Here is a 20263-nt window from a genome sequence, read left to right as displayed (position 1 = left end):
ATCCGACGCGAGGCGCACGCACCACCGTGTCCACCGCTGCCGCACCCGAGCGCACCGGATTGCGCGGTCAGGCTGCCGCCGGACGACTCTTCGTGCCGTCGGCGCTCACGATCCTGGCGATCTGCGCGGGTCTCACCGCGGTTCGGGTCACCGACGCAGGTCAGATCGATGCGGCGATGGGTCTGGTCGTGGCGGCCGCACTCCTCGACGGCATCGACGGCCGTGTCGCCCGGATGATGGGGGCGACCACCCGGATCGGGGCGGAGATCGATTCGCTGGCCGACGCGATCAACTTCGGCGTGGTACCCGCCCTGATCGTCTACCTGTATCTGACGCCCGACAAGGACATCGGCTGGGCGTTCGCGCTGATCTACTGCTGCGCGATCGTGTTGCGGCTGGCTCGCTTCAACACGCTGATCGACGACGACGAGGCGCCCGGCTACACCCGCGACTTCTTCGTCGGTGTCCCGGCCCCGGCCGCGGCGATCATCGCCCTGCTGCCGGTCGGGCTGTCCCAGCAGTTCGGGTCTGGCTGGTGGACGTCGCTGCCCGTGGTCGGCGGGTGGCTGGTGTTCGTGGCTTTCCTCGCGGTCAGCCGCATCCCGACCGCGTCGCTGAAGACCGCGTCGATTCCACCGCGTGCATTGGCCGGATTGTTGATCGTCGTCGCGATCGGCGCCGCTCTGCTGCTGACGTTCCCCTACACCCTGATGCTCATCGCGATCGGCGGATATCTGCTGCACATCCCCTTCGCCTGGCGCAATCAGCGCTGGGTGGCATCGAGACCCGAACACTGGGAGGCGCACCCGTCGGAACGTCGGGCCGAACGGCGCGCGATGGCCCGCTCACAGCCCCGACGCCCGCGATTGACGTCAACGAACCGGTCGCAGGCTCGGCTGGGCTTGCGCCGCCCGACCGGGACGATCGAGCCCACGGCCTCCGGTGTAGACCAGGGCCACGACGTCGAGGAGCGCTGATGGCCGGCCACGTCCAGCTGACGCTGACCGCACGGGTCAATCCCGCCGCGGGTGAGGCGCGCCGCGGGATCGTCCGGGTGCATCCCGAAGTGCTCGCCGCGCTGGGCCTGCGCGAATGGGATGCCGCGTCGATCACCGGTGCCCGCGTCACCGCTGCGGTCCTCGCCACGGCCGGCCCGGACACCCCGCCGGGCACCGCATTGCTCGACGACATCACGTTCGCCAACGCCGGCATCCGGGAGAACGCATCGGTGGTGGTGGCGCCGGTGACGGTGCACGGCGCCGGACAGGTGACCGTGTCCGGCTCGGCATTGGCCGCCGGACAGGTCGACGAACCCACGTTGCGGCGCGCACTGCTGGGCAAGGTCGTCTCGGTGGGCGACTCGGTCTCATTGCTGCCCCGCGACCTCGGTCCCGAACTGACCGCGACGCCGGCCACCCGTGCGCTGGCGGTGTCAGTGGGGATCACCTGGACCAACGAATTGGTGACGGTCTCGGCTACCGAACCCGACGGGCCCGTGAGCGTGCAGACCAACACGGCTGTGATGTGGGCGGGTGAACGTGGCACCGGTGGCACATCTGCGCCGACGCCCCCGCCGTCCACGGCACTGGGATTCGCCGCGAGCGCACCGCTGGAGCCGACGGCGGCGCGGTCGACGACGTCGATGGGCGTGGTGTCGCACCGCGCGTCGACCGGGCCGCTGGTGCGCCCGGTGTCGACGCTGGTGGGCGTGGACACCCAGGTGGCCCGGCTGACCGAATGGCTGTCGATCACCCTCGACGAACCCGAGGTTCTGCACACCCTCGGTGCCGCGCCGCGCCTCGGGGTGCTGATCACCGGGCCGCCCGGCGGCGGCAAGGCCACCCTGGTGCGTTCGGTGTGCACGGAGCGACCGCTGACCGTGGTGGACGGCCCGACGGTCGGGGCGTTGGAGAGCGGGGCCCGCCTGGCTGCGGTGCGGTCGGCGATCGCCGACCTCGCCGAGACGGGCGGGGTGCTGATGATCACCGACGTCGACGCCCTCCTGCCCGCACCCCGGGAATCCGCGGCCGCCGACCCGGTGTCCACCTTGATCCTGGACGAACTGCGTGCCACGGTGGGCGGCGGCCGTGTCGCACTGATCGCGACCACCGGGGAAGCCGTCCGCCTCGACAGCCGCCTGCGCGACCCTGCCCTGTGCGATCGCGAACTCATCGTCGGACTACCCGACTCGTCGACGCGTGCCCGACTGCTTGGCGTCATTCTCTCCGACGTACCCACCGAGGGTCATCTCGACCTTGACCTGATCGCCACCCGCACACCCGGTTTCGTCGCCGGTGATCTCGCCGCCCTGGCCCGCGAGGCCGCGTTGCGCGCCGCGGCCCGGGTGACCTCGGCGGATGACGAGGAACGGCCGGAACCGGCGCTGCGGACCGACGATCTGCTGGGTGCGCTGGCGGTCATCCGCCCGGTGTCGCGGCTGGACTCCCCGGAGGTCGCGGTCGGGTCGATCACGCTCGACGAGGTCGGCGACATGGTCGAGACCAAGCAGGCACTCACCGAGGCGGTGCTGTGGCCGCTGCAGCATCCCGACACCTTCACCCGCCTCGGTGTCGCCCCGCCGCGCGGAGTATTGCTGTTCGGACCACCCGGCTGCGGCAAGACGTTCGTGGTGCGAGCGCTGGCCGCCTCGGGCCGGCTGTCGGTGCACACCGTCAAGGGTGCGGAACTGATGGACAAGTGGGTCGGGTCGTCGGAGAAAGCGGTGCGGGATCTGTTCGCCCGCGCCCGCGAGTCGGCGCCGTCGCTGATCTTTCTCGACGAGATCGACGCGCTGGCCCCGCGTCGCGGACAGTCCAGCGACTCAGGTGTCGGCGACCGGGTGGTGGCGGCGCTGCTCACCGAACTCGACGGCGTCGAACCGCTGCAGGACGTAGTGGTGCTCGGCGCCACCAACCGCCCCGATCTGATCGACCCCGCACTGCTGCGCCCCGGCCGCCTCGAACGACTCGTGTTCGTCCCACCACCCGACGCCGCGGCGCGCGCCGACATACTGCGGGCGTCCGGTCGCAACGTGCCGTTGGCCGACGGCGTCGACCTCACGGCACTCGCCGACGATCTTGACGGCTACTCGGCCGCCGACTGTTCGGCGCTGCTGCGCGAGGCCGCCCTGTCCGCGATGCGGCGCGACATCGACGCTGCGACCGTTGGTCCCGACGACATCGCCGACGCCCGCGGTCGGGTGCGGCCGTCGCTGGATGCCGCGCAGGTGGCGAACCTGCAGGCGTTCGCGCAGCGACGTGCCGACTGACCCGCCGCGCAGTGAGGTGAACGTGCCGATATCCGCAACGTTCACCTCACTCGGTTCAGGCCCCAGTCCCGCTCTCCGTGCTGGGGGTCGTGGTCTGCCCGTCCTGACCGGGAAGTTGGCCTTGTTGTCCCGGTACCTGCCCCTGCTGGCCCGGCATCTGCCCCTGTTGACCCGGCATCTGACCCATGCCGCCCTGTCCGTCGGGCATCTGGTTGAAGCCGCCCGGCCCGCCGAAACCGCCGCCGCGCTGCATGTTCATTCCCGGCCCCTGATTCGATGACGATGAGTCGCCGACGACGTAGCCGGCGCCGAACCCGATGAGACCGAACACCACCGCAACCCCGATGCCGCCGGCGATGACCGCGTTGCGCACCTTGTCGCTGACGCCATTCGCCTGGTTCGGCGAATTCGGCTGATTCGGATACATCGGCGGTGGGCCGGCGTAGGGCGGGTACGGTCCGTTCGGGGGGACCGCACCGGCCTGTGTGATCGGTTCGGTCGGGGCGTTGTGCTGTGCCGCGACGTCGGGGCGATCGGTCGGCTGCGGATCCTGCGGTTGTTGCAGGTCGCGGGGAGCCTCGGTGGTCGTCGCGTCGGTCGTCGGGTGTGGTGTGGACATCGTCGTCTCGCTTTCGTGGACGTGAAAAGTGACATCCACGGTGCGGACGGGGTCTGTCAGCGGACTGCCGCGAGACTGTCAGTTGGCTGTGAGGTCGGGCGATCGTGCCTTCGTGACATCCCTCCGCAAGCTCCGGGATTCCTCAGGCACCAGGGGACATCACTCCACAGAGACCTGATAAAACACCGACCCCGGCCCACCGGCGGCGCCAGGGGTACTGCCGACCTGCACCCAGTAGTCGGTGGCGTCCTTGGTCGCGGACAGCACCACCACCCGCTGACCGCCCTCGGTGGTGCGCTGCGACTCGGTGAACCCGGCATCGGTGAGAGTGGACACCGCGGCGTCGAGGATGTTGCCCGCACCGGCCGCGCCCTGCACGGTGACCGCCCACCCGTCGGCGCGGGTGCCGTCGGCGGTCAGCACCGTGCCCTCCACGAGCGGGACCTGCGCAACCGGGAAATCCTGCGGTAAGGCGGCACCGGGCGGACGATCCTCCTCGACCCCACTACACGCGGCGAGAAGTGCGATCAGTGCGATCCCGGCCACCAGCACCGACACCATCCTGTCGAAGCGGTTCATGTTCGCAACGGTAAAGTAGTCGACGCGGGCGATGCCCGTGACACCCCGCCCAACAGTTGAAAGACGGTGTGCCCACTTGATCGGTGTACTGGTTGCGCTCGCGCTCAGCGCGCTCTGTGCACCCCCGGTGATCAAGTGGCTGGGCACGCGCGGCTTCTATGTCCTCGCCCTTGCCCCCGCCGGCGCACTCATCTGGGTGATCCTGAACTGGCCGACTGCCGGCGAACCACCCCGGGTGGAGACCATCGAGTGGGTACCGGTCCTGCAGATGGACATCGTCACCCGCTTCGACACCCTCAGCGCGATCCTGTCGGTCCTCATCCTCGGTGTCGGTGCGCTGGTGCTCTGCTATTGCGCCCGCTACTTCGACGACGCCCGTCCCCGGGTCGCCGTCTTCGGCGGCGAGATGATCGCATTCGCCGCGGCCATGTTCGGCCTCGTCGTCAGCGACAACATGCTGGTGCTCTACGTGTTCTGGGAGCTGACCACCGTCTTGTCGTTCATGCTGGTCGGCTTCTACGGCATCCGTGCGACGGCCCGTCGAGCCGCCACCCAGGCGTTGCTGGTCACCACCGCCGGCGGTCTGGCCATGCTGGTCGGCATCATCATGCTCGGCGAACGCACCGGCAGCTACCTGCTGTCCGACCTGCTCACCAGCCCACCGGCCGCCGGGGTCTACGTCGACACCGCGGTCGTCCTGCTGTTGATCGGCGCGCTCAGCAAATCGGCGATCGTGCCGTTCCACTTCTGGCTGCCCGGCGCGATGGCCGCGCCCACTCCGGTCAGCGCCTACCTCCACGCGGCGGCGATGGTGAAGGCGGGTATCTACCTGATCGCGCGGCTGGCACCGGCGTTCTCCGAAACCCCGAGCTGGCACGTCACCGTGGTGGTGCTCGGCATGATCACCATGGTGTTGGGTGGCTGGCGCTCCCTGCGCGAACTCGACCTCAAACTCGTCCTTGCCTTCGGCACCGTGTCCCAGCTGGGATTCCTGGCGGTCCTCGTCGGTATCGGCGACGCCAACGTGGCGATGGCCGGCATGGCGATGCTGGTGGCCCATGCCCTGTTCAAGGCGTCGCTGTTCATGGTCGTCGGCATCATCGACCACTCCACCGGCACCCGCGACATCCGCAAGCTCGCGCGACTCGGACAACGGCTACCTGTCCTCGCGCTCACCGCGGCCGTCGCCGGTGCCAGCATGGCCGGCTTGCCGTTCACCATCGGCTTCGTCGGTAAGGAGACCGCCTTCGCGTCGGTGTGGGACTCCGGCGCCTACCTGCCCTGGCAGTCGGAGACCATCGACATCGTCCTGCTCGTCGGGTCGGTGATCACCTTCGCCTACACCTGCCGCTTCCTGTGGGGCGCCTTCGGACGCAAGGTGCGCGCCACCCCGAGTCCGGCCGTGGCCAATATGCACCCGCCAGGCGCGCCGTTCTACTTCGCGCCCGTCGTCCTCGCCGCCGCCGGTGTGGTGGCCGGTTTGCTGAGTTCCCAGATCGGCCCGCTGTTCGAGCCGTACGCCGAGACACTGCCCGCCTACGGCCACGAACTCGAGCATCTCGCCATGTGGCACGGCTTCGGTCTGCCGGTCGTGTTCTCCATCATCGTGGTGGTCGCCGGGGCGCTGCTGTTCCTGATCGTCCGGCAGCTGCGCGGTCAGCTGTTCCGCTACCGGCCGTTGCTCAACGCGGACCGCATCTACGATGCGACGCTGCGCGGCGCCGACACCCTGTCGCTGATGATGACCCGCAACACCCAGCGCGGGTCGTTGCCGATCACCCAGGGCGTCATCCTGTCCACCGCGATCATCTTGCCGACCGCGGTGCTGGCGTGGGGTGGCCGCAACCAGCTGGAGTGGCGTGGTTTCGACTCGGCGGTCCAAGCCGTGATCGGCGGCATCATCGCGGTGTCGGCGCTGGCCGCCATCATCCTGCGCAACCGGCTCGCCGCAGCCCTGGTGGTGGGCCTCACGGGCTACGGCGCGGGCATGCTGTTCGCCCTCTACGGTGCGCCGGACCTCGCGCTGACGCAGTTCCTGGTCGAGACGCTGACCCTGGTCATCTTCGTGCTGGTGCTGCGCAAACTGCCCGCCGAACCGGAACCGCGGCACGCCACCGGCTTCAAGCCGCTGCGGGCGCTGATCGGTATCGCGTTCGGCGCCACCCTCGTGGTCATCGGACTGTTCGCGGCGGCCGCCCGCTCCGAACAACCGGTGCAGGTCGACATCCCGGAGGCCGCCTACGAGTTCGGCCACGGCGCGAACGCGGTCAACGTCCTGCTGGTCGACATCCGCGCCTGGGACACCCTCGGCGAGGTGTGTGTGCTGATCGTCGCCGCGACCGGTGTGGCGTCGATGGTGTTCCGCAACCGCCGCTTCGGCGCGGTCCCCCGCGTCGCCGACGCCGCACGCCTGCAATCGGGCACCAACGGCACGGATGTCGACGAGCCGATCCCGCCCGACCGCACCCGATGGCTGCTCGGCAGCGACTTCCGCGATCCACGCCACCGGTCGATGGTGCTCGAAGCCACCACCCGACTGATCTTCCCGACGATGGTGGTGCTGTCGGTGTACTTCTTCTACGCCGGGCACAACGCGCCGGGCGGCGGCTTCGCCGGCGGGCTCACCATGGGCCTCGCCCTGGTGTTGCGTTACCTCGCCGGTGGCCGCTACGAACTCGGCGAGGCGTTGCCGGTGGAGCCGGGACGTGTCCTGGGGGCCGGGCTGGCGATCTCCGCGGGTACGGCGGTGACGTCGATGTTCCTGGGTGCGCCCGTGCTGTCGTCGGCGGTCTTCGAGATCACCCTGCCGGTGCTCGGTGACGTGAAACTGGTGACGGCCCTGTTCTTCGACCTCGGCATCTACCTGATCGTCGTCGGCCTGGTCCTCGATGTCCTGCGCAGCCTCGGCGCGCGCCTGGACGTCGAGACCTCCATCGCGGACAACCAGCCCATGCGCATCCGTGCCGACGCCGAGGAGGTGAGCCGGTGAGCATCAACCTCGGTTTCCTGATCGTCGTCGGCGTGCTCGCCGCCTGCGGCGCCTACCTGCTGATGGAACGCAGCCTGATCCGGATGCTGTTCGGGCTCCTGCTCTGCGGCAACGCCATCAATCTGTTGATTTTGGTGGTCTCCGGCGGCATGGGCAATCCGCCGATCATGGGGCGGGCCTCGGAGAACCGCGCCCACGACGCCGATCCCCTGGCCCAGGCGATGATCCTCACCGCGATCGTCATCACGATGGGCATCGCGGCATTCGTCCTGGCGCTGGTCTACCGGCTGTACGTGATCAACCGCGACGACGTGGACGTCGAGGACGACCCCGAGGACCGCAAGATCGCCACCGGTTCGCTGCAGACCGCGCCCGACCGCGACCGCAGCGACGACCCGGTGACCCTGGCCGACACCAGTGCCGGCGATTTCTTCGACGATGAGGGCAATCCGCTGACCCGAGAGGAATTCATCGAACGCCACCGCGGGCTCATCGAAACCGACCTGATGCCCGAGGACGCCGACGTCATCGACGAGGTCGGCCCCGACGAGCCGGGCGCCAACGGACACGAGAATTCGGGGTCGGACCGCGACGGAGGTGGCCGATGACACCGCAACCGTCGTGGGTGCCGGTACTGATCGTGCTGCCCACCCTGGTGCCGATCATCGCCGCGGCGCTCACCCTGCTGCGCGGTCGCAGCCCACGCTTCCAACGCCCGATCACCGTCGGCGCCATCCTCACCGCGTTCATCGCGTCGTGCCTGCTGCTGTATCTGACCAACGAGAACGGCACCTTCGCGGTCACCATCGGCGGCTGGGGCGACAAGGGATTTCCGAACGGACCACTCGGCATCACATTGGTCGTCGACCAGCTCGCGGCGCTGATGCTGGTGGTTTCGACGATCGTGCTGCTGTGCGTGGTGGTGTACGCCATCGGGCAGGGCATCCGCGACGGCACCTCGCATCAGCCGGTGTCGATCTTCCTGCCCACCTACCTGATCCTGACCGCCGGCGTCTGCAATGCCTTCCTCGCCGGCGACCTGTTCAACCTTTACGTCTCGTTCGAGGTGCTGCTGGCGGCGAGCTTCGTGCTGCTCACGCTCGGTGCCAGCGCCGAACGGGTCCGGGCCGGCGCCTCCTACGTGATGGTGTCGATGGTGTCGTCGTTGATCTTCCTGTCGGGGATCGCGTTCGCCTACGCCACCACCGGCACCCTCAACCTCGCCGAGATGGCCGCACGCCTCGACCACGTCCCCGACGGCACCCGCAATGCGCTCTACGCGGTGCTGCTGGTGGCGTTCGGCATCAAGGCCGCGGTCTTTCCGTTGTCGAGCTGGTTGCCCGACTCGTATCCGACCGCACCCGCTCCGGTCACCGCCGTCTTCGCCGGCCTGCTCACCAAGGTCGGTGTGTACGCGATCGTGCGGGCACACACGCTGCTGTTCCCCGGCGGCTCGATGGACACGATTCTGATGATCGCCGGTCTGCTGACGATGCTGGTCGGCATCTTCGGCGCGATCGCGCAGTCCGACATCAAACGTCTGCTGTCGTTCACCCTGGTCAGCCACATCGGATACATGGTGTTCGGGATCGCGTTGTCGTCGCAGTTCGGGTTGTCGGCGGCCATTTATTACGTGGCCCACCACATCCTGGTGCAGACGACGCTGTTCCTCGTCGTCGGACTCATCGAACGGCAGGCGGGGTCGTCGTCACTGCGTAGGCTCGGTGGGCTGATGGCCAGTCCGGTGCTGGCCGCGCTGTTCTTGATACCGGCGCTCAACCTTGGCGGCATCCCGCCGTTTTCCGGTTTCGTCGGCAAGGTCGCGCTGATCGAGGCCGGCACCCAGGACGGATCGGTGCTGGCCTGGATGCTCGTGGCGGGGTCGGTGGTGACCAGCCTGCTGACCTTGTACGTGGTGGCTCGTGTCTGGACCAAGGGTTTCTGGCGGCCACGCGCCGACGCGCCGGAAGGCGACCTGTCCGATCAAGGTCCGTCGGCGTTGATCGACGAGAGCACCGACGGCGCCTTCGACGACCGCGACGACGTCGGGCGGATGCCGGCCGGGATGGTGTTGCCCACGGCTGTCATGGTGATCGCAGGCCTGGTGTTGACGTTGTGGGCCGGACCCATCCTCGGCTTCACCGACCGCGCGGCCACCGACATCACCGATCGCGGCATCTACATCGAGGCGGTTCTGGGAGGTGACCGGTGAACGACGGACCCGAACAGCAGCAGGACGGACGCCGACCCGTGCCGGTGCGGTCGCGCATCATCACCGCCCGCCGAGTGTCGTTGCTGTTCCTGTTCTGGCATTCGGTGACGGTGTTCGTGTGGATGCGCGAGCACATCCACATCCCCCGTTGGTTGGGCAGCGACTCACGAGAGGTCGCCGTCCGACTGTGGACGCTGGCCTGGCTGACCTTCGTGTGGGTGTTGCTGTGGGGCACCGTGTCCTGGGCCAACATCCTCGGGGGCCTGGTGCTCGCGATCGCCATCGTCACCCTCCTGCCACTGCCCCGGGTGCCGGTCGAAGGCCGGATCCATCCCATCGCGGTGCTGGTCATCCTGGTGCGGTTGGTCATCGACTTCTTCGTGTCCAGTGCACAGGTGGCGTGGGCGGCGATCAGACCGGGCAAACCACCGCTGGGTGCGGTGATCCGGGTGCGGGTGGCGATCAAATCCGACATGGTGCTGACGCTGGCCGTCGACTATCTCAACCTGGTCCCCGGCACCATGGTGCTCGACATCGACCACCGACGACGCATCCTCTACATCCATGTCTTCGACGTGCGCACCGAAAAGAAGGTACAAGCCTTCTACGACCAGGTCGCGTTTGTCGAACGGTCCTTCATCCGGGCGTTCGAGCGCGACAGCGAATGGCATCCGAGTCCGTATCATGGCCTCGACGACGAGTACCACCGGGTCCACGACATCGGTCGCGCCGAGACCGAGAACCCCGACGTGGTCGACGTCCCACCGACCGACGGGGGCCGCCGATGACCTACGTCTGGATCACCGTCAGCGTGCTGCTGATGATCGCCGCGGTGTTGACCACGGTTCGGGTGTTGCGCGGACCGTCGTCGCTGGATCGGCTGGTCGCACTCGACACCATGATCGCCCTGTGCATGTGTGGCCTCGCCGCCTGGGCGGCCTACAGTCGCGACTCGACGGTGGTCCCGGCGATCGTCGCGCTGAGCTTGTTGAGCTTCACCGGTTCGGTGGCCATCGCACGTTTCCGGGTGAGGGACGACGAGACATGATCGGCGACATCATCTCCTCGGTGTTCCTGGTACTCGGTGCAGCATTGGCGCTGACCACCGCCATCGGCATGCTGCGGTTCAAGGACACGCTGAGCCGCATGCACGCCTCCACCAAGCCACAGACCTTCGGGTTGCTGCTGATGCTCATCGGCGCGATGATCCGGCTCGGCCAGCACGTCGACGTCGGCATGCTGGTGCTGGCCGGACTGTTCGCGCTGATGACCGCCCCGGTGATCGCCCACCGCATCGGCCGATTGGTGTACCAGGAGCAACGCGCCCGCGACGGACTGCTCAGTCGCGACGACATGGAGAACCCGGCACAGGACTAGCGTGGCGGTCGGCTCGCGCCCCGATCCTCGGATGGGTCTGCCAGAGTGCCGTAGATCTGAGTCACCTGGTGACCCAAATCAACGGCACTTTCGCCGCCGGCGGGGAGTGCGGGGGTTGCGGCGAGTGGTCACGACAGCTCGGTGACCACCGACCGGACCACCTCGCGCAAGTCGCGGGTTTCGCGGTAGGCGTGGCGTTGACGCTGATAGCTCGCGCCGTGCGCAGCGATGTCGGCGACGTGCGCGAGCTCGGTGGCACAGTTGAGGTCGCGGGCGATGGGTTGCAGCCGCGTCAGCAGGTCGCCGAGATCGTCGGTGACGAGCCGTTCGGAGCAGTCGGAATCGAGGATGACGATGGCGTCGAGACCGTACCGGGCAGCGCGCCACTTGTTCTCCTGCACCAGCCACGGCGCCATCTGCGGCAACGTCTCCCCGGCCGCCAACCGCCGATCCAGCTCGACCACCAGACAGTGGATCAACGCCACCACCGCGGCCAGGTCGGCGACGTTGGTCATACCGTCGCACACCCGCACCTCGATGGTGCCCAGATGGGGTGATGGCCGAATGTCCCACCGGATCTCGTTGATGTGGTCGATGATGCCGGTCATCTTCTGGTCGGCGACGAACGACTCGAACTCGGCCCAGGTCGCGAACTGGAACGGCAATCCCGCAGTGGGCAGCTGCTGGAACATCATCGCGCGATTGCTCGCATATCCGGTGTCTCGCCCGGCCCACATCGGCGACGACGCCGACAAGGCCAGCAGATGCGGGTAGTAGTTCAGCAGGGCGCCGAGGATCGGTAACACCTTGTCGCGGTGACTGATCCCCACGTGCACGTGGACCCCCCAGATCAGCATCTGCCGCCCCCACCACTGGGTGCGTTCGATCAGTTCGGCGTACCGATGACCTTCGGTGAGCAGTTGGGTCGACCATTGGGCGAAGGGGTGAGTACCCGCCCCGTAGAGGTCGACGCCCAACGCTTCGGTGTGCTCGCGCACCGAAGCCAGCGTCTCGGTCAGATCCGCCATCGCCTCCGGGGTGTCTCGGCAGATGCCGGTGACGATCTCGACGGTGTTGCGCAGCAACTCCTTGTGCACCTTGTCCCGCCGGGCCGGGCAATGCTCCGATACGCGCGTGAACAGGTCCGCGGCCGAATTCGACAGGTCACCGGACACCTTGTCGGTGAGCGCGAACTCCCATTCCACGCCCAGCGACGGTGTCGGTGAACCGTTGAACTCGATGGGGGTGACCATCACAACAGCCCGGTGGAGCGCACGTCAGTGCCGATCGGGGTCAGCGGGTCCGCGTCACTCGTGCGCTTCGATGACGCCACAGGCCACACGGCTGCCCGCGTCACCGGTCGACATCGTCTGCTCGTCCGGGGCAGGCGCGTAGCGGGTCGGGATGTTGGCGAAGTTGTCGGCGCCCTCGTGAATGATGATCGACTTGCCGACGATCTGCTCGAGGTTCACCGAGTCGGTGGTGGTGACGGTCTCCGCCGTGCCGTCCTCGAGCACATTGAGTGAGACCAGATCACCGCTGGCCGGGTGGCCGGTGTTGCCGTCGACCTGCAGATGCCCCCCGGCGCTGGAGAATGCGCTGTCGCCGCCGGTCTCGCAGACCCCGTTCTCGTGGATGTGCATGCCGTGGAAGCCTGCCTCGATACCGCTGTCGGCGCTGAGCCGCACGGTGACCTTGACCGACGACCCGCTGGGCTCGAAGGTGGCCTCGCCGACGTCCTCGCCCTGATCGTCGACGAGTCGTGCGGTGGCGTCCTCCTCGGGCGACTGCCCGATGCCGTCGGCGTCGTCGACCTCGCCGGGGGGCGCCTGATTGCCGGTCACCACCGAGGGAGTGGTGCCGGGTACGTCGGTGGGCGGCTCGTCGGGAGTGCAGCCGGCCAGCACTGCGCCGGCGATACCGGCCGAGGCGAGCACGGCGAGCGTGCGGCGAATCTGAAGCTTACTGGCGGTCATGTCACTCCTTGATCGTCAACGGGCCGAAATCTGTGGGTGCTCATCGGAGTTCGTGGTCATCGGGTTCGCGGGTGTGGTGACCACCCCTCGGATCGTCGAGGGAGATCACCGCGTGACCACGATGACAGGCATACCGTCCGGGCATTGGGTGAACGACGACGGACGCGGGTCGACACTGGCGTCACCGCCGAGCGCATCCGCGACCTCTTCGGCCGCCGACTGCTGTCCGGTGTCGTAGAAGATGGTGTTCTCGGTGATCGACGCGGTCGACAGGTTCCCCGGTTCGTCGGTCTGGAAACCTGCGGCCTGCAACGATTCGGTGATGTCGGCGGCCAGACCCGAGATCGACCCGGCGTTGAAGACGCACAATTGTGGCGTATCGGCCGATGCCGTCGCCGACGACGAGGCGGCCGCGCTCGCCGACGACTGCGTCGTCGCGCTGGTGGCCTGGCTCTGCGCCGCCTCCAATTCCTGCTCCGGATCATCGCCGCTGGTGGCCGCGGAGTGCCAGCCCAGGCCGAGAAAGACAATGGCCACGGCCAGCAACATCATCGCCCCCGCCCGCAGCGGCAGGCGACTCGGCTCGTGATCAGCGTTCATCACCGAGAACCTTACTTCACATCCGATGACGGGCCCGTCACGGTCACGGGAGTCACCGACGTGGTCGGGTCAGGTGATCTCGAAGCCCAGGCGACGCGCCGCGCGGGCCTTCTGGCGCGACGCCCGCAGCCGGCGCAGCCGCTTGACCAGCATCGGGTCGGCGGCCAGCGCCTCGGGGCGATCGACGAGCGCGTTGAGCACCTGGTAGTACCGGGTTGCCGAGAGTCCGAAGAGCTCCTTGATGGCTTCTTCTTTGGCCCCGGCGTACTTCCACCACTGCCGTTCGAACGACAGGATGTCGTGGTCGCGACGGGACAGCCCGTCCGGCCCGACCTCGTGCGGATCGACAGGGTTCGTCGTCTGTTCGGCGGATGAATCTGCGGGTGTGGGTTGATCGCCCTGCTTCTGGCTTCGCGCAGCTGCGCCGTCCATCTCGCTCCCTCAAGATCGCCTCGTGCACATCACATCACCGCTCGCCCGGCGGGCGCTACCCCCGCCCCACACCGGTCGACACCACCGACCGGATCCTCGAGGCCCGGACAAATCACAGCAATGTGGTTCGCTGATCATCTAACCACGATCGGCGGCCCCGTTCGCGATGTGACTCGCCACGAGAAAGGGGCGTGGGGCCGCTGGGTAATCTGTCCCACATGGCAATTCTCCCGATCTGCATCGTCGGCGAACCGGTGCTGCACCATCCCACCGAGCTCGTCGAACTCGATGCCGACCGCCGCCCGTCGCCGGAATTGGTGACACTACTCGACGACATGTACGCAACGATGGACGCTGCAAACGGGGTCGGGTTGGCCGCCAACCAGGTAGGGGTCGGCAAACGCATGTTCGTCTACGACTGCCCGGACGGTGAGCGCTACACCGCGACGCGTCGCCGCGGCGAGGTGATCAATCCCATGCTGGAGACCTCGGAGATCCCGGAGACCATGCCCGATCCCGACGACGACGTCGAAGGGTGTCTGTCGGTGCCGGGTGAACAGTTCCCCACCGGCCGCGCGGACTGGGCCCGGGTCACCGGTGTCGACCGCAACGGCGACGAGGTGTCGATCGAGGGCAACGGATTCTTCGCGCGCATGTTGCAGCATGAGGTCGGTCATCTCGACGGGTTCCTGTACGTCGACGTGCTGATCGGACGCAACGCGCGGGCGGCCAAGAAGACCATCAAGCGCAATGGTTGGGGTGAACCCGGCCTGACCTGGCTCCCCGGCAGCGTCGACGATCCGTTCGGGCACGACGACGAAGACGACGACTGAGCGACAACTCCCGGTGACGACACACCCGTCCGACGACCCGGCGTCCGGCCACCGCATCCCGTTCGTGGGTGACCGCGTCGTCATCCGATACCGTCTGGGCGACGCGACACCGGCCGATTGGCGCGGCGGTTCTGGTGCCGCACTGTCCGATGTCACCGGGGTGCTGCTCGACGACGGGGACCCGTTGGTCATCGACCGCGATGGCCCACAGCCGATCCCCCGCACGGCGGTGACCTCGATTCGCGTGCTGTCGCGGATGACGGTGCGCAACTCGCAGATCCGCAGTCTGGAGGCCGCGGCCGCGGCCGCCTGGCCGGGCACCGAATCGGCGATGCTCGACGGATGGTTGCTCCGCGCGGGCGGCGGATTCACCCGCCGCGCCAACTCGGCGGTGCCTCTCGAGTTCGGCGCGGGCACCGACGCGGCCACCATGTCGGCGCTGCGCGGTTGGTACGCGGAGCGCAACCTGCCGACGGTGGTGGCCATCCCCGAGCGGCTGCTCCCGGCGGGGCAGGTTGTCGGACAGCCGCTGGGCGACGAGATGCAGCTCCTGGCCGGTGATCTCGACGTGATCCACACAGAGCCGACAACCCCGGCCGAGCAGGTGGGGCTCGACGACTCACCGAGCCCGGCATGGCTGCATGCCTACCGGGGTCCCGACGTCGATCTGTCAGTCGCGACTGCTGTCGTCGGCGCGTCGGAGGGACCGGTGGTGTTCGCCTCGAGCGGCGACGGACCCGACGCGATCGGACGCGGCACCGTGACCGGGGGCACCGACGGCACTCGGTGGCTCGGCCTGACCGTATCGTCGGCGACTCCCGGCCAGGCCGATGCGGTGCTGGCGGCGCTGGTCGCGTGGGGCGCCGACCACGACGCGCAACGTGCTCATGTACTGGTGCACGCCGCCGATCGAATCGCCGGCACCTGGTATCGGACGACGGGTTTCGGTCTGCATCACACCTCCCGCTATCTCGCCCTGTGATCGAACGACTTAAGGTGAGCGCGTGACAAGGACGAGGGTGGCGCGACGACGCACCATCGCGTCGGTCGTCGGGATCGTTCTCGCGATCGCCGCGGCGGTCCTCACCTGGTCGTTCGGCAGCTCCGACGACGCATCGCAGGCCCCCCGGGGTGTCGCGGGCAATGCCACGGCCACCGGAACGGTGGCAGCCGACATCCCCGACCACGTCATGGCGACCCTCGCTCTGATCGACGCCGGCGAATGGCCGGAAGCGGCCGATGCACCCGGCACCCGCGGCGGTTCGGTCTTCCGCAACAACGAGGGCCTTCTGCCCGCTACGAGCGCCGGCGGACGCATCGACTACCGCGAGTGGGACGTCAATCCCAAGGAACCCGGCCGCAGCCGCGACGCCGAGCGCATCGTGACCGGCAGCGATGGCAGCGCCTGGTACACCGATGACCACTACCGCTCGTTCGTCCAGATCCGGGGACCGGACCAGTGAGTCCCGACGCAGCGCCCACACCCATCGGGGTGCGGCGGTTCCTGTTCGACGCGGGGCGCGACGGGCCGGTCGTCGGCGTCATCGCCGACGGAAACTGCCCGGCGATGCCCGCGCAGACTCGGCTACGGCATGTCGACGGCCGCGCAATGCCGTCGCTCAGCTCACTGCTCGACGAGTTCGCACGGGGGTGGGGTTTTCCGCCGCATTTCGGTCGTAACCGCGACGCCTTCGACGACTGCATGCGCGACCTCGATGCCGATGCCCCAACCGACGGCTCGCTCACGGCGCTGGTGACGGTGGTCGATCATGCAGAGAGCCTGTTGCGTCGCGACCCGGGTGACCTGCGATGGCTTGCCGATTCGCTGGTCTTCTATCGCGATCACTACCGTGACCGCGACACACCGTTGCCGTTCGCGATGATCCTGCTGACCCCACCGGCACTGACGAGCTGGGTGACGCAACGGTGGCACGACGCGGGGGCTGTGGTGGCCGAGATCGCACCCGACGCCGACGACGACACAGAGGACTGACTGATGCGCATCGCCACCTGGAATGTGAACTCGATCCGCGCCCGTTCGGAGAGCGTGGTCGGCTGGCTGGAACGCAACGACGTTGACGTGCTGGCGATGCAGGAGACCAAGTGCCGCGACGACGAGTTCCCGGTGATGAGTTTCCTGGCCGCCGGCTACGACGTCGCACACATCGGCACCGGCGGCTTCAACGGCGTCGCGATCGCCTCACGGATCGGGCTCGACGAGGTCGAGACCGGCTTCGAGGGGCAGCCGTCGTTCGGCGCCGAGTACACCACGCCCGCACGGGAGGCACGCGCGATCTCGGCCCGCTGCGGCGACGTCCGGGTGTGGAGTCTGTATGTGCCCAACGGCCGGGCCCTCGACGATCCGCATTACCGGTACAAACTCGACTGGCTGGCGAAGCTACGCGACATCTCGTCGTTGTGGCTGGCGCATGATCCGGCCGCCCAGGTGGTGCTGGCCGGCGACTGGAATGTGATCCCGACCGACGATGACGTCTGGGACCCCACCGCGTTCGAGGGGCACACCCACGTCTCCGACGTCGAGCGTGCCGCCATCCAGGCCATCGGTGATGTGGGCTTCCGCGACTCGGCACTCCCCTACGCCGACGGTTACACCTTCTGGGACTACACGCAGTTGCGTTTCCCGCGTGACGAGGGCATGCGGATCGACTATCTGCTATGTTCACCGGCGTTCGACGATCGGGTGCGCGGCGCCTGGGTGGACCGCGAGGCACGCAAGGGCAAGGGCGCCAGCGACCACGCGCCGGTGGTCCTGGAGTACTGATTGCTCGGCCGGTCATGGGCCTGCCTCCGATCTGGATGCTTAGGTTAGGCTGCACGCATGACCCGTGCGTTGCGTGTTCTGCTCGTGTTGATCGCCCCTCTGGTGGTGGCGGCGCTGGCGTTGAGTGCCTGTAGTTCGCCCGACGAATCGGCCGACGAGGGCGCCCCGATCCAGGTCAACACGTCCAAGGGCTCGGTCACCATCAACGGTGTGCCCAAGCGGATCGTCACCCTCGGCGCACAGTGGATCGACGTCACCCTGTCGTTCGGGATCACCCCCGTCGCCTACCTCGACAACATCCAGGTGCTGACCGGCAATCCGGCCCCGTGGGCCAGCGATCAGCTGCAGGATTCCACCCCGATCAGCACCGACGACATCGTCGCGCAGGTGGCCAAGGCCGAGCCCGACCTGATCCTTGCGACGTCGTACATGGCCGACGGGCAGCCCGAGATCTATGACAGTGTCTCGAAATTGGCTCCCACCATCCCCGGCATCACCGGCAAGCAGATCGACCCGTGGCAGGACATGGTCACGTTCCTCGGCACGGTGCTGCGCGAACCCGAGAAGGCCAAGGAGATCACCGCGGGCGTCGACGAGAAGATCAACGCCGCCAAACAGGACATGCCCGGTCTGAACGGCAAGACCTACACGATGGCCTACATGTTCTCCAACGATCAGATCCAGGTGATGGCCGATCCCGACGACGGTGCCACCTACCTGTTCTCATCGCTGGGTATGACCATCGCGCCGCAGCTGGTCGCGGAATTCCGCAAGAACGGTCAACCACGCTTCCCGATCTCCACCGAAAACGTCCCGATGCTCGATTCGGATCTGTTGGTGGTCACCGCCAACACCGACCAGCAGATGAACGCGCTGGAGAAGCTGCCCGGGTATCAGGGCCTGCGTTCAGTTGAAAGTGGTGCAGTCAGCCGACTGTCGGTCGCCGAGATCGGCGGCCTCAACGAGCCGACGCCGCTGTCGATCCCGTACGTGCTGGACAAGATGTATCCGGCGCTGCAGCGTGCCGCCGCCTGACGTCGGACTCATGAGCGAGCGCACCCCACATACCGTCTACACGCTGGCGCCCGGAGCCCGATTCCTGCTGGGCGGCGGTGGTGTCGCGGTTGTTCTGCCGGCCAAGAAGCGGTTGGACAGGCTCACCCGACCGCAGCTGGCCGTGCTCCGGTCGCTCAACGTGGGCCCGATCACGGTGTCCGAGGGTTCCGATACGGACGTCGACAGCCTCGTCGAGCGGTTGATCGATGCCGGAGCGTTGTCGATGACGGTCTCTGTGGGTGAGCGAAAGCTGTACTCGTTGCGGCCGTTCCGACGGCCGCCGACTGCACGCCCCACGGTTGCCGACGTCGGCGACGACGTCGAGTTGTCGCGGTTCACGGTGATCCGGCGCGAGGATGGCGTCGTCGTCGCAGAGAACCCGCGCAGCTGGTGTGATGTCGAGATCCACGATCCGGAGATCCTGTCCGTCGCCGGCGGCCTTGGCTCCGAATCACCGAAGTCATCGGTACAGCAACGGCTGCTGTCCGATCTGGCCTGGTCGGGTCACGCGGTCGCCGCCGGCTGTGAGCATGCCGAGTTCCCCACCCGGAGTTGGGGTCCGCATGAGCTCTGGTTCCATCGCCACAGCACGGTCGGCGACCGCGCGACCAACTGGCAGCACTTCGGTCCCACCCGGTGGGCCGAGGGCACATTCGAGCCGGTCCCGGCGCGACGCGACGTCTACCCCGGCGACCCGATTGCCCTGCCAGAACCCGACCTCTCCGATCTCCGCACCGCCGACGCGCCGCTGGCTGCCGTGGTGGAGGACCGGAAGTCAGTGCGCGACTTCGACGATGCACACCCGATATCCCTCGCCCAGCTCGGTGAGCTGCTGTTCCGATGCGCGCGTACACGCAGCGTCCGAACTGTGAACGCCGACCGGCCGGTCCCCGAGGAGCTGCCGTCGCGGCCGTACCCGTCCGGCGGGTCGCTCTACGAGCTGGAGATCTATCCGGTCGTGCGCACCGCCGACGGCGTGGCGCCGGGGATGTACCACTACGATTCCTTCGACCATGTCCTGCGGCCGGTCGCGCCCTACGACAGTCCGGCGGTCGCCACATTGTTCGCACCCGCGTCGCTCACCCTTGCCGATGGCCAACTGCCGCAGATACTCCTGGTACTGGCGGCGCGCCCCGGTCGGATCATGTGGACCTATGAGCAGATGCCGTACGCGGTGATCCTCAAACATGTCGGCGTGCTCACCCAGACGCTTTACCTCACCGCCACCGCCATGGGACTCGGCGGCGTCGCCCAGGGTTACGGCGACACCGCCGCGTTCGGCGAGGCCACCGGGGTCGACGAACTGGTTGAATGCAACGTCGGGAGTTTTGTGGTGGGGACGCCGGCAAAAAGTTCGTGAAAAGTTGTTGACTTCGAACGCGAGTTCGAATACCTTGTTTGCCAGCAGGCCGAGATGATGACGATATGCCGGACCGGATAAGCACGCACAGGAGCGAATGCGTTGCTCGGCACGGTAGGAAACCCAGAACGGCCGCCTGCATCACCGGTTACACCGGTGCCGTTGTCGTATCTGCTGGGG

At 67.8% G+C, this 20263-nt stretch carries 21 protein-coding genes; 15 read left to right on the top strand and 6 right to left on the bottom strand.

Annotation, left to right across the window (positions count from 1 at the left end):
- Window positions 1-26 precede the first annotated feature (26 nt).
- Entirely contained in the window at window positions 27-977 is a 951-nt protein-coding gene (locus tag VX037_RS05265) for a CDP-alcohol phosphatidyltransferase family protein (RefSeq protein WP_372475449.1), read from the top strand.
- Window positions 977-3268: an AAA family ATPase gene (locus VX037_RS05260; RefSeq protein WP_235726141.1), complete on the top strand. Its 2292-nt coding sequence runs from the start codon at window positions 977-979 to the stop codon at window positions 3266-3268. The genes VX037_RS05265 and VX037_RS05260 overlap by 1 nt, the downstream gene beginning before the upstream one ends.
- Before the next feature lie 55 nt (window positions 3269-3323).
- Here the strand turns inward: VX037_RS05260 and VX037_RS05255 are convergent, their stop codons facing one another.
- Together VX037_RS05255 and VX037_RS05250 are read right to left on the bottom strand one after the other, a co-directional pair.
- The gene (locus tag VX037_RS05255) at window positions 3324-3887 is read right to left on the bottom strand and encodes a hypothetical protein (protein WP_235726142.1); all 564 of its coding nucleotides are present in this window, start codon (window positions 3885-3887) and stop codon (window positions 3324-3326) included.
- 159 nt (window positions 3888-4046) lie between these two features.
- Window positions 4047-4466 (bottom strand): hypothetical protein, encoded by a 420-nt coding sequence (locus VX037_RS05250; protein ID WP_235726143.1) that lies wholly within the window; start codon window positions 4464-4466, stop codon window positions 4047-4049.
- Between the two features lie 76 nt (window positions 4467-4542).
- Between VX037_RS05250 and VX037_RS05245 the strand changes: the two genes are divergently transcribed.
- Genes VX037_RS05245 through mnhG form a run of 6 tightly spaced genes read left to right on the top strand, consistent with a single transcriptional unit; the run spans window position 4543 to window position 11044 of the window.
- On the top strand, window positions 4543-7455 hold the full coding sequence (locus tag VX037_RS05245; protein WP_235726144.1) for a Na+/H+ antiporter subunit A: 2913 nt from the start codon (window positions 4543-4545) through the stop codon (window positions 7453-7455).
- Window positions 7452-8063 (top strand): Na(+)/H(+) antiporter subunit C, encoded by a 612-nt coding sequence (locus tag VX037_RS05240; RefSeq protein WP_235726145.1) that lies wholly within the window; start codon window positions 7452-7454, stop codon window positions 8061-8063. Before VX037_RS05245 ends, VX037_RS05240 begins: the two co-directional genes overlap by 4 nt.
- Window positions 8060-9667, top strand: coding sequence for a Na+/H+ antiporter subunit D (locus tag VX037_RS05235; RefSeq protein WP_235726147.1), 1608 nt, complete (start codon window positions 8060-8062; stop codon window positions 9665-9667). Before VX037_RS05240 ends, VX037_RS05235 begins: the two co-directional genes overlap by 4 nt.
- Window positions 9664-10455 (top strand): Na+/H+ antiporter subunit E, encoded by a 792-nt coding sequence (locus VX037_RS05230; RefSeq protein WP_235726149.1) that lies wholly within the window; start codon window positions 9664-9666, stop codon window positions 10453-10455. Before VX037_RS05235 ends, VX037_RS05230 begins: the two co-directional genes overlap by 4 nt.
- Window positions 10452-10715, top strand: a complete 264-nt coding sequence (locus tag VX037_RS05225; RefSeq protein WP_235726150.1) for a monovalent cation/H+ antiporter complex subunit F — start codon at window positions 10452-10454, stop codon at window positions 10713-10715. Before VX037_RS05230 ends, VX037_RS05225 begins: the two co-directional genes overlap by 4 nt.
- The gene (gene mnhG, locus VX037_RS05220; protein ID WP_235726154.1) at window positions 10712-11044 is read left to right on the top strand and encodes a monovalent cation/H(+) antiporter subunit G; all 333 of its coding nucleotides are present in this window, start codon (window positions 10712-10714) and stop codon (window positions 11042-11044) included. Before VX037_RS05225 ends, mnhG begins: the two co-directional genes overlap by 4 nt.
- Before the next feature lie 128 nt (window positions 11045-11172).
- Here mnhG and VX037_RS05215 read toward each other — a convergent pair whose 3' ends face one another.
- From VX037_RS05215 to VX037_RS05200, 4 genes are all read right to left on the bottom strand, one after another.
- The gene (locus VX037_RS05215) at window positions 11173-12297 is read right to left on the bottom strand and encodes a glutamate--cysteine ligase (RefSeq protein ID WP_235726155.1); all 1125 of its coding nucleotides are present in this window, start codon (window positions 12295-12297) and stop codon (window positions 11173-11175) included.
- 54 nt (window positions 12298-12351) lie between these two features.
- Entirely contained in the window at window positions 12352-13020 is a 669-nt protein-coding gene (gene sodC, locus VX037_RS05210; RefSeq protein WP_235726157.1) for a superoxide dismutase[Cu-Zn], read from the bottom strand.
- Window positions 13021-13125: 105 nt separating this feature from the next.
- Window positions 13126-13620, bottom strand: a complete 495-nt coding sequence (locus tag VX037_RS05205) for a LytR C-terminal domain-containing protein (protein ID WP_235726158.1) — start codon at window positions 13618-13620, stop codon at window positions 13126-13128.
- 69 nt (window positions 13621-13689) lie between these two features.
- Window positions 13690-14052, bottom strand: a complete 363-nt coding sequence (locus tag VX037_RS05200; RefSeq protein WP_235726159.1) for a DUF3263 domain-containing protein — start codon at window positions 14050-14052, stop codon at window positions 13690-13692.
- Window positions 14053-14270: 218 nt separating this feature from the next.
- Between VX037_RS05200 and VX037_RS05195 the strand changes: the two genes are divergently transcribed.
- From VX037_RS05195 to VX037_RS05165, 7 genes are read left to right on the top strand one after another with little or no spacing between them, the layout of a single operon-like run.
- Window positions 14271-14885: a peptide deformylase gene (locus VX037_RS05195; RefSeq protein ID WP_235726160.1), complete on the top strand. Its 615-nt coding sequence runs from the start codon at window positions 14271-14273 to the stop codon at window positions 14883-14885.
- A gap of 13 nt (window positions 14886-14898) precedes the next feature.
- Window positions 14899-15867, top strand: coding sequence for a GNAT family N-acetyltransferase, cg3035/Rv0428c family (locus tag VX037_RS05190; protein ID WP_235726161.1), 969 nt, complete (start codon window positions 14899-14901; stop codon window positions 15865-15867).
- Between the two features lie 22 nt (window positions 15868-15889).
- Window positions 15890-16348 (top strand): ribonuclease domain-containing protein, encoded by a 459-nt coding sequence (locus tag VX037_RS05185; RefSeq protein ID WP_235726163.1) that lies wholly within the window; start codon window positions 15890-15892, stop codon window positions 16346-16348.
- A complete protein-coding gene (locus tag VX037_RS05180; protein ID WP_328713486.1) occupies window positions 16345-16878 on the top strand; it encodes a barstar family protein in 534 nt (177 codons plus the stop codon). The genes VX037_RS05185 and VX037_RS05180 overlap by 4 nt, the downstream gene beginning before the upstream one ends.
- 3 nt (window positions 16879-16881) lie before the next feature.
- Window positions 16882-17667: an exodeoxyribonuclease III gene (locus tag VX037_RS05175; protein WP_287015365.1), complete on the top strand. Its 786-nt coding sequence runs from the start codon at window positions 16882-16884 to the stop codon at window positions 17665-17667.
- A 57-nt stretch (window positions 17668-17724) separates the two neighbouring features.
- Window positions 17725-18702, top strand: a complete 978-nt coding sequence (locus tag VX037_RS05170) for an ABC transporter substrate-binding protein (RefSeq protein WP_328713485.1) — start codon at window positions 17725-17727, stop codon at window positions 18700-18702.
- A 10-nt stretch (window positions 18703-18712) separates the two neighbouring features.
- Complete coding sequence (locus VX037_RS05165) at window positions 18713-20083, top strand: SagB family peptide dehydrogenase (RefSeq protein ID WP_328713483.1); 1371 nt, start codon at window positions 18713-18715, stop codon at window positions 20081-20083.
- The last annotated feature ends 180 nt before the right edge of the window (window positions 20084-20263 follow it).

Source organism: Gordonia sp. Z-3 (genome assembly GCF_036233855.1).
Lineage (GTDB): Bacteria > Actinomycetota > Actinomycetes > Mycobacteriales > Mycobacteriaceae > Gordonia > Gordonia tangerina.
The sequence above is the reverse complement of the archived record's forward strand: the minus strand, read 5'-3'. Positions and strand labels throughout refer to the sequence as shown.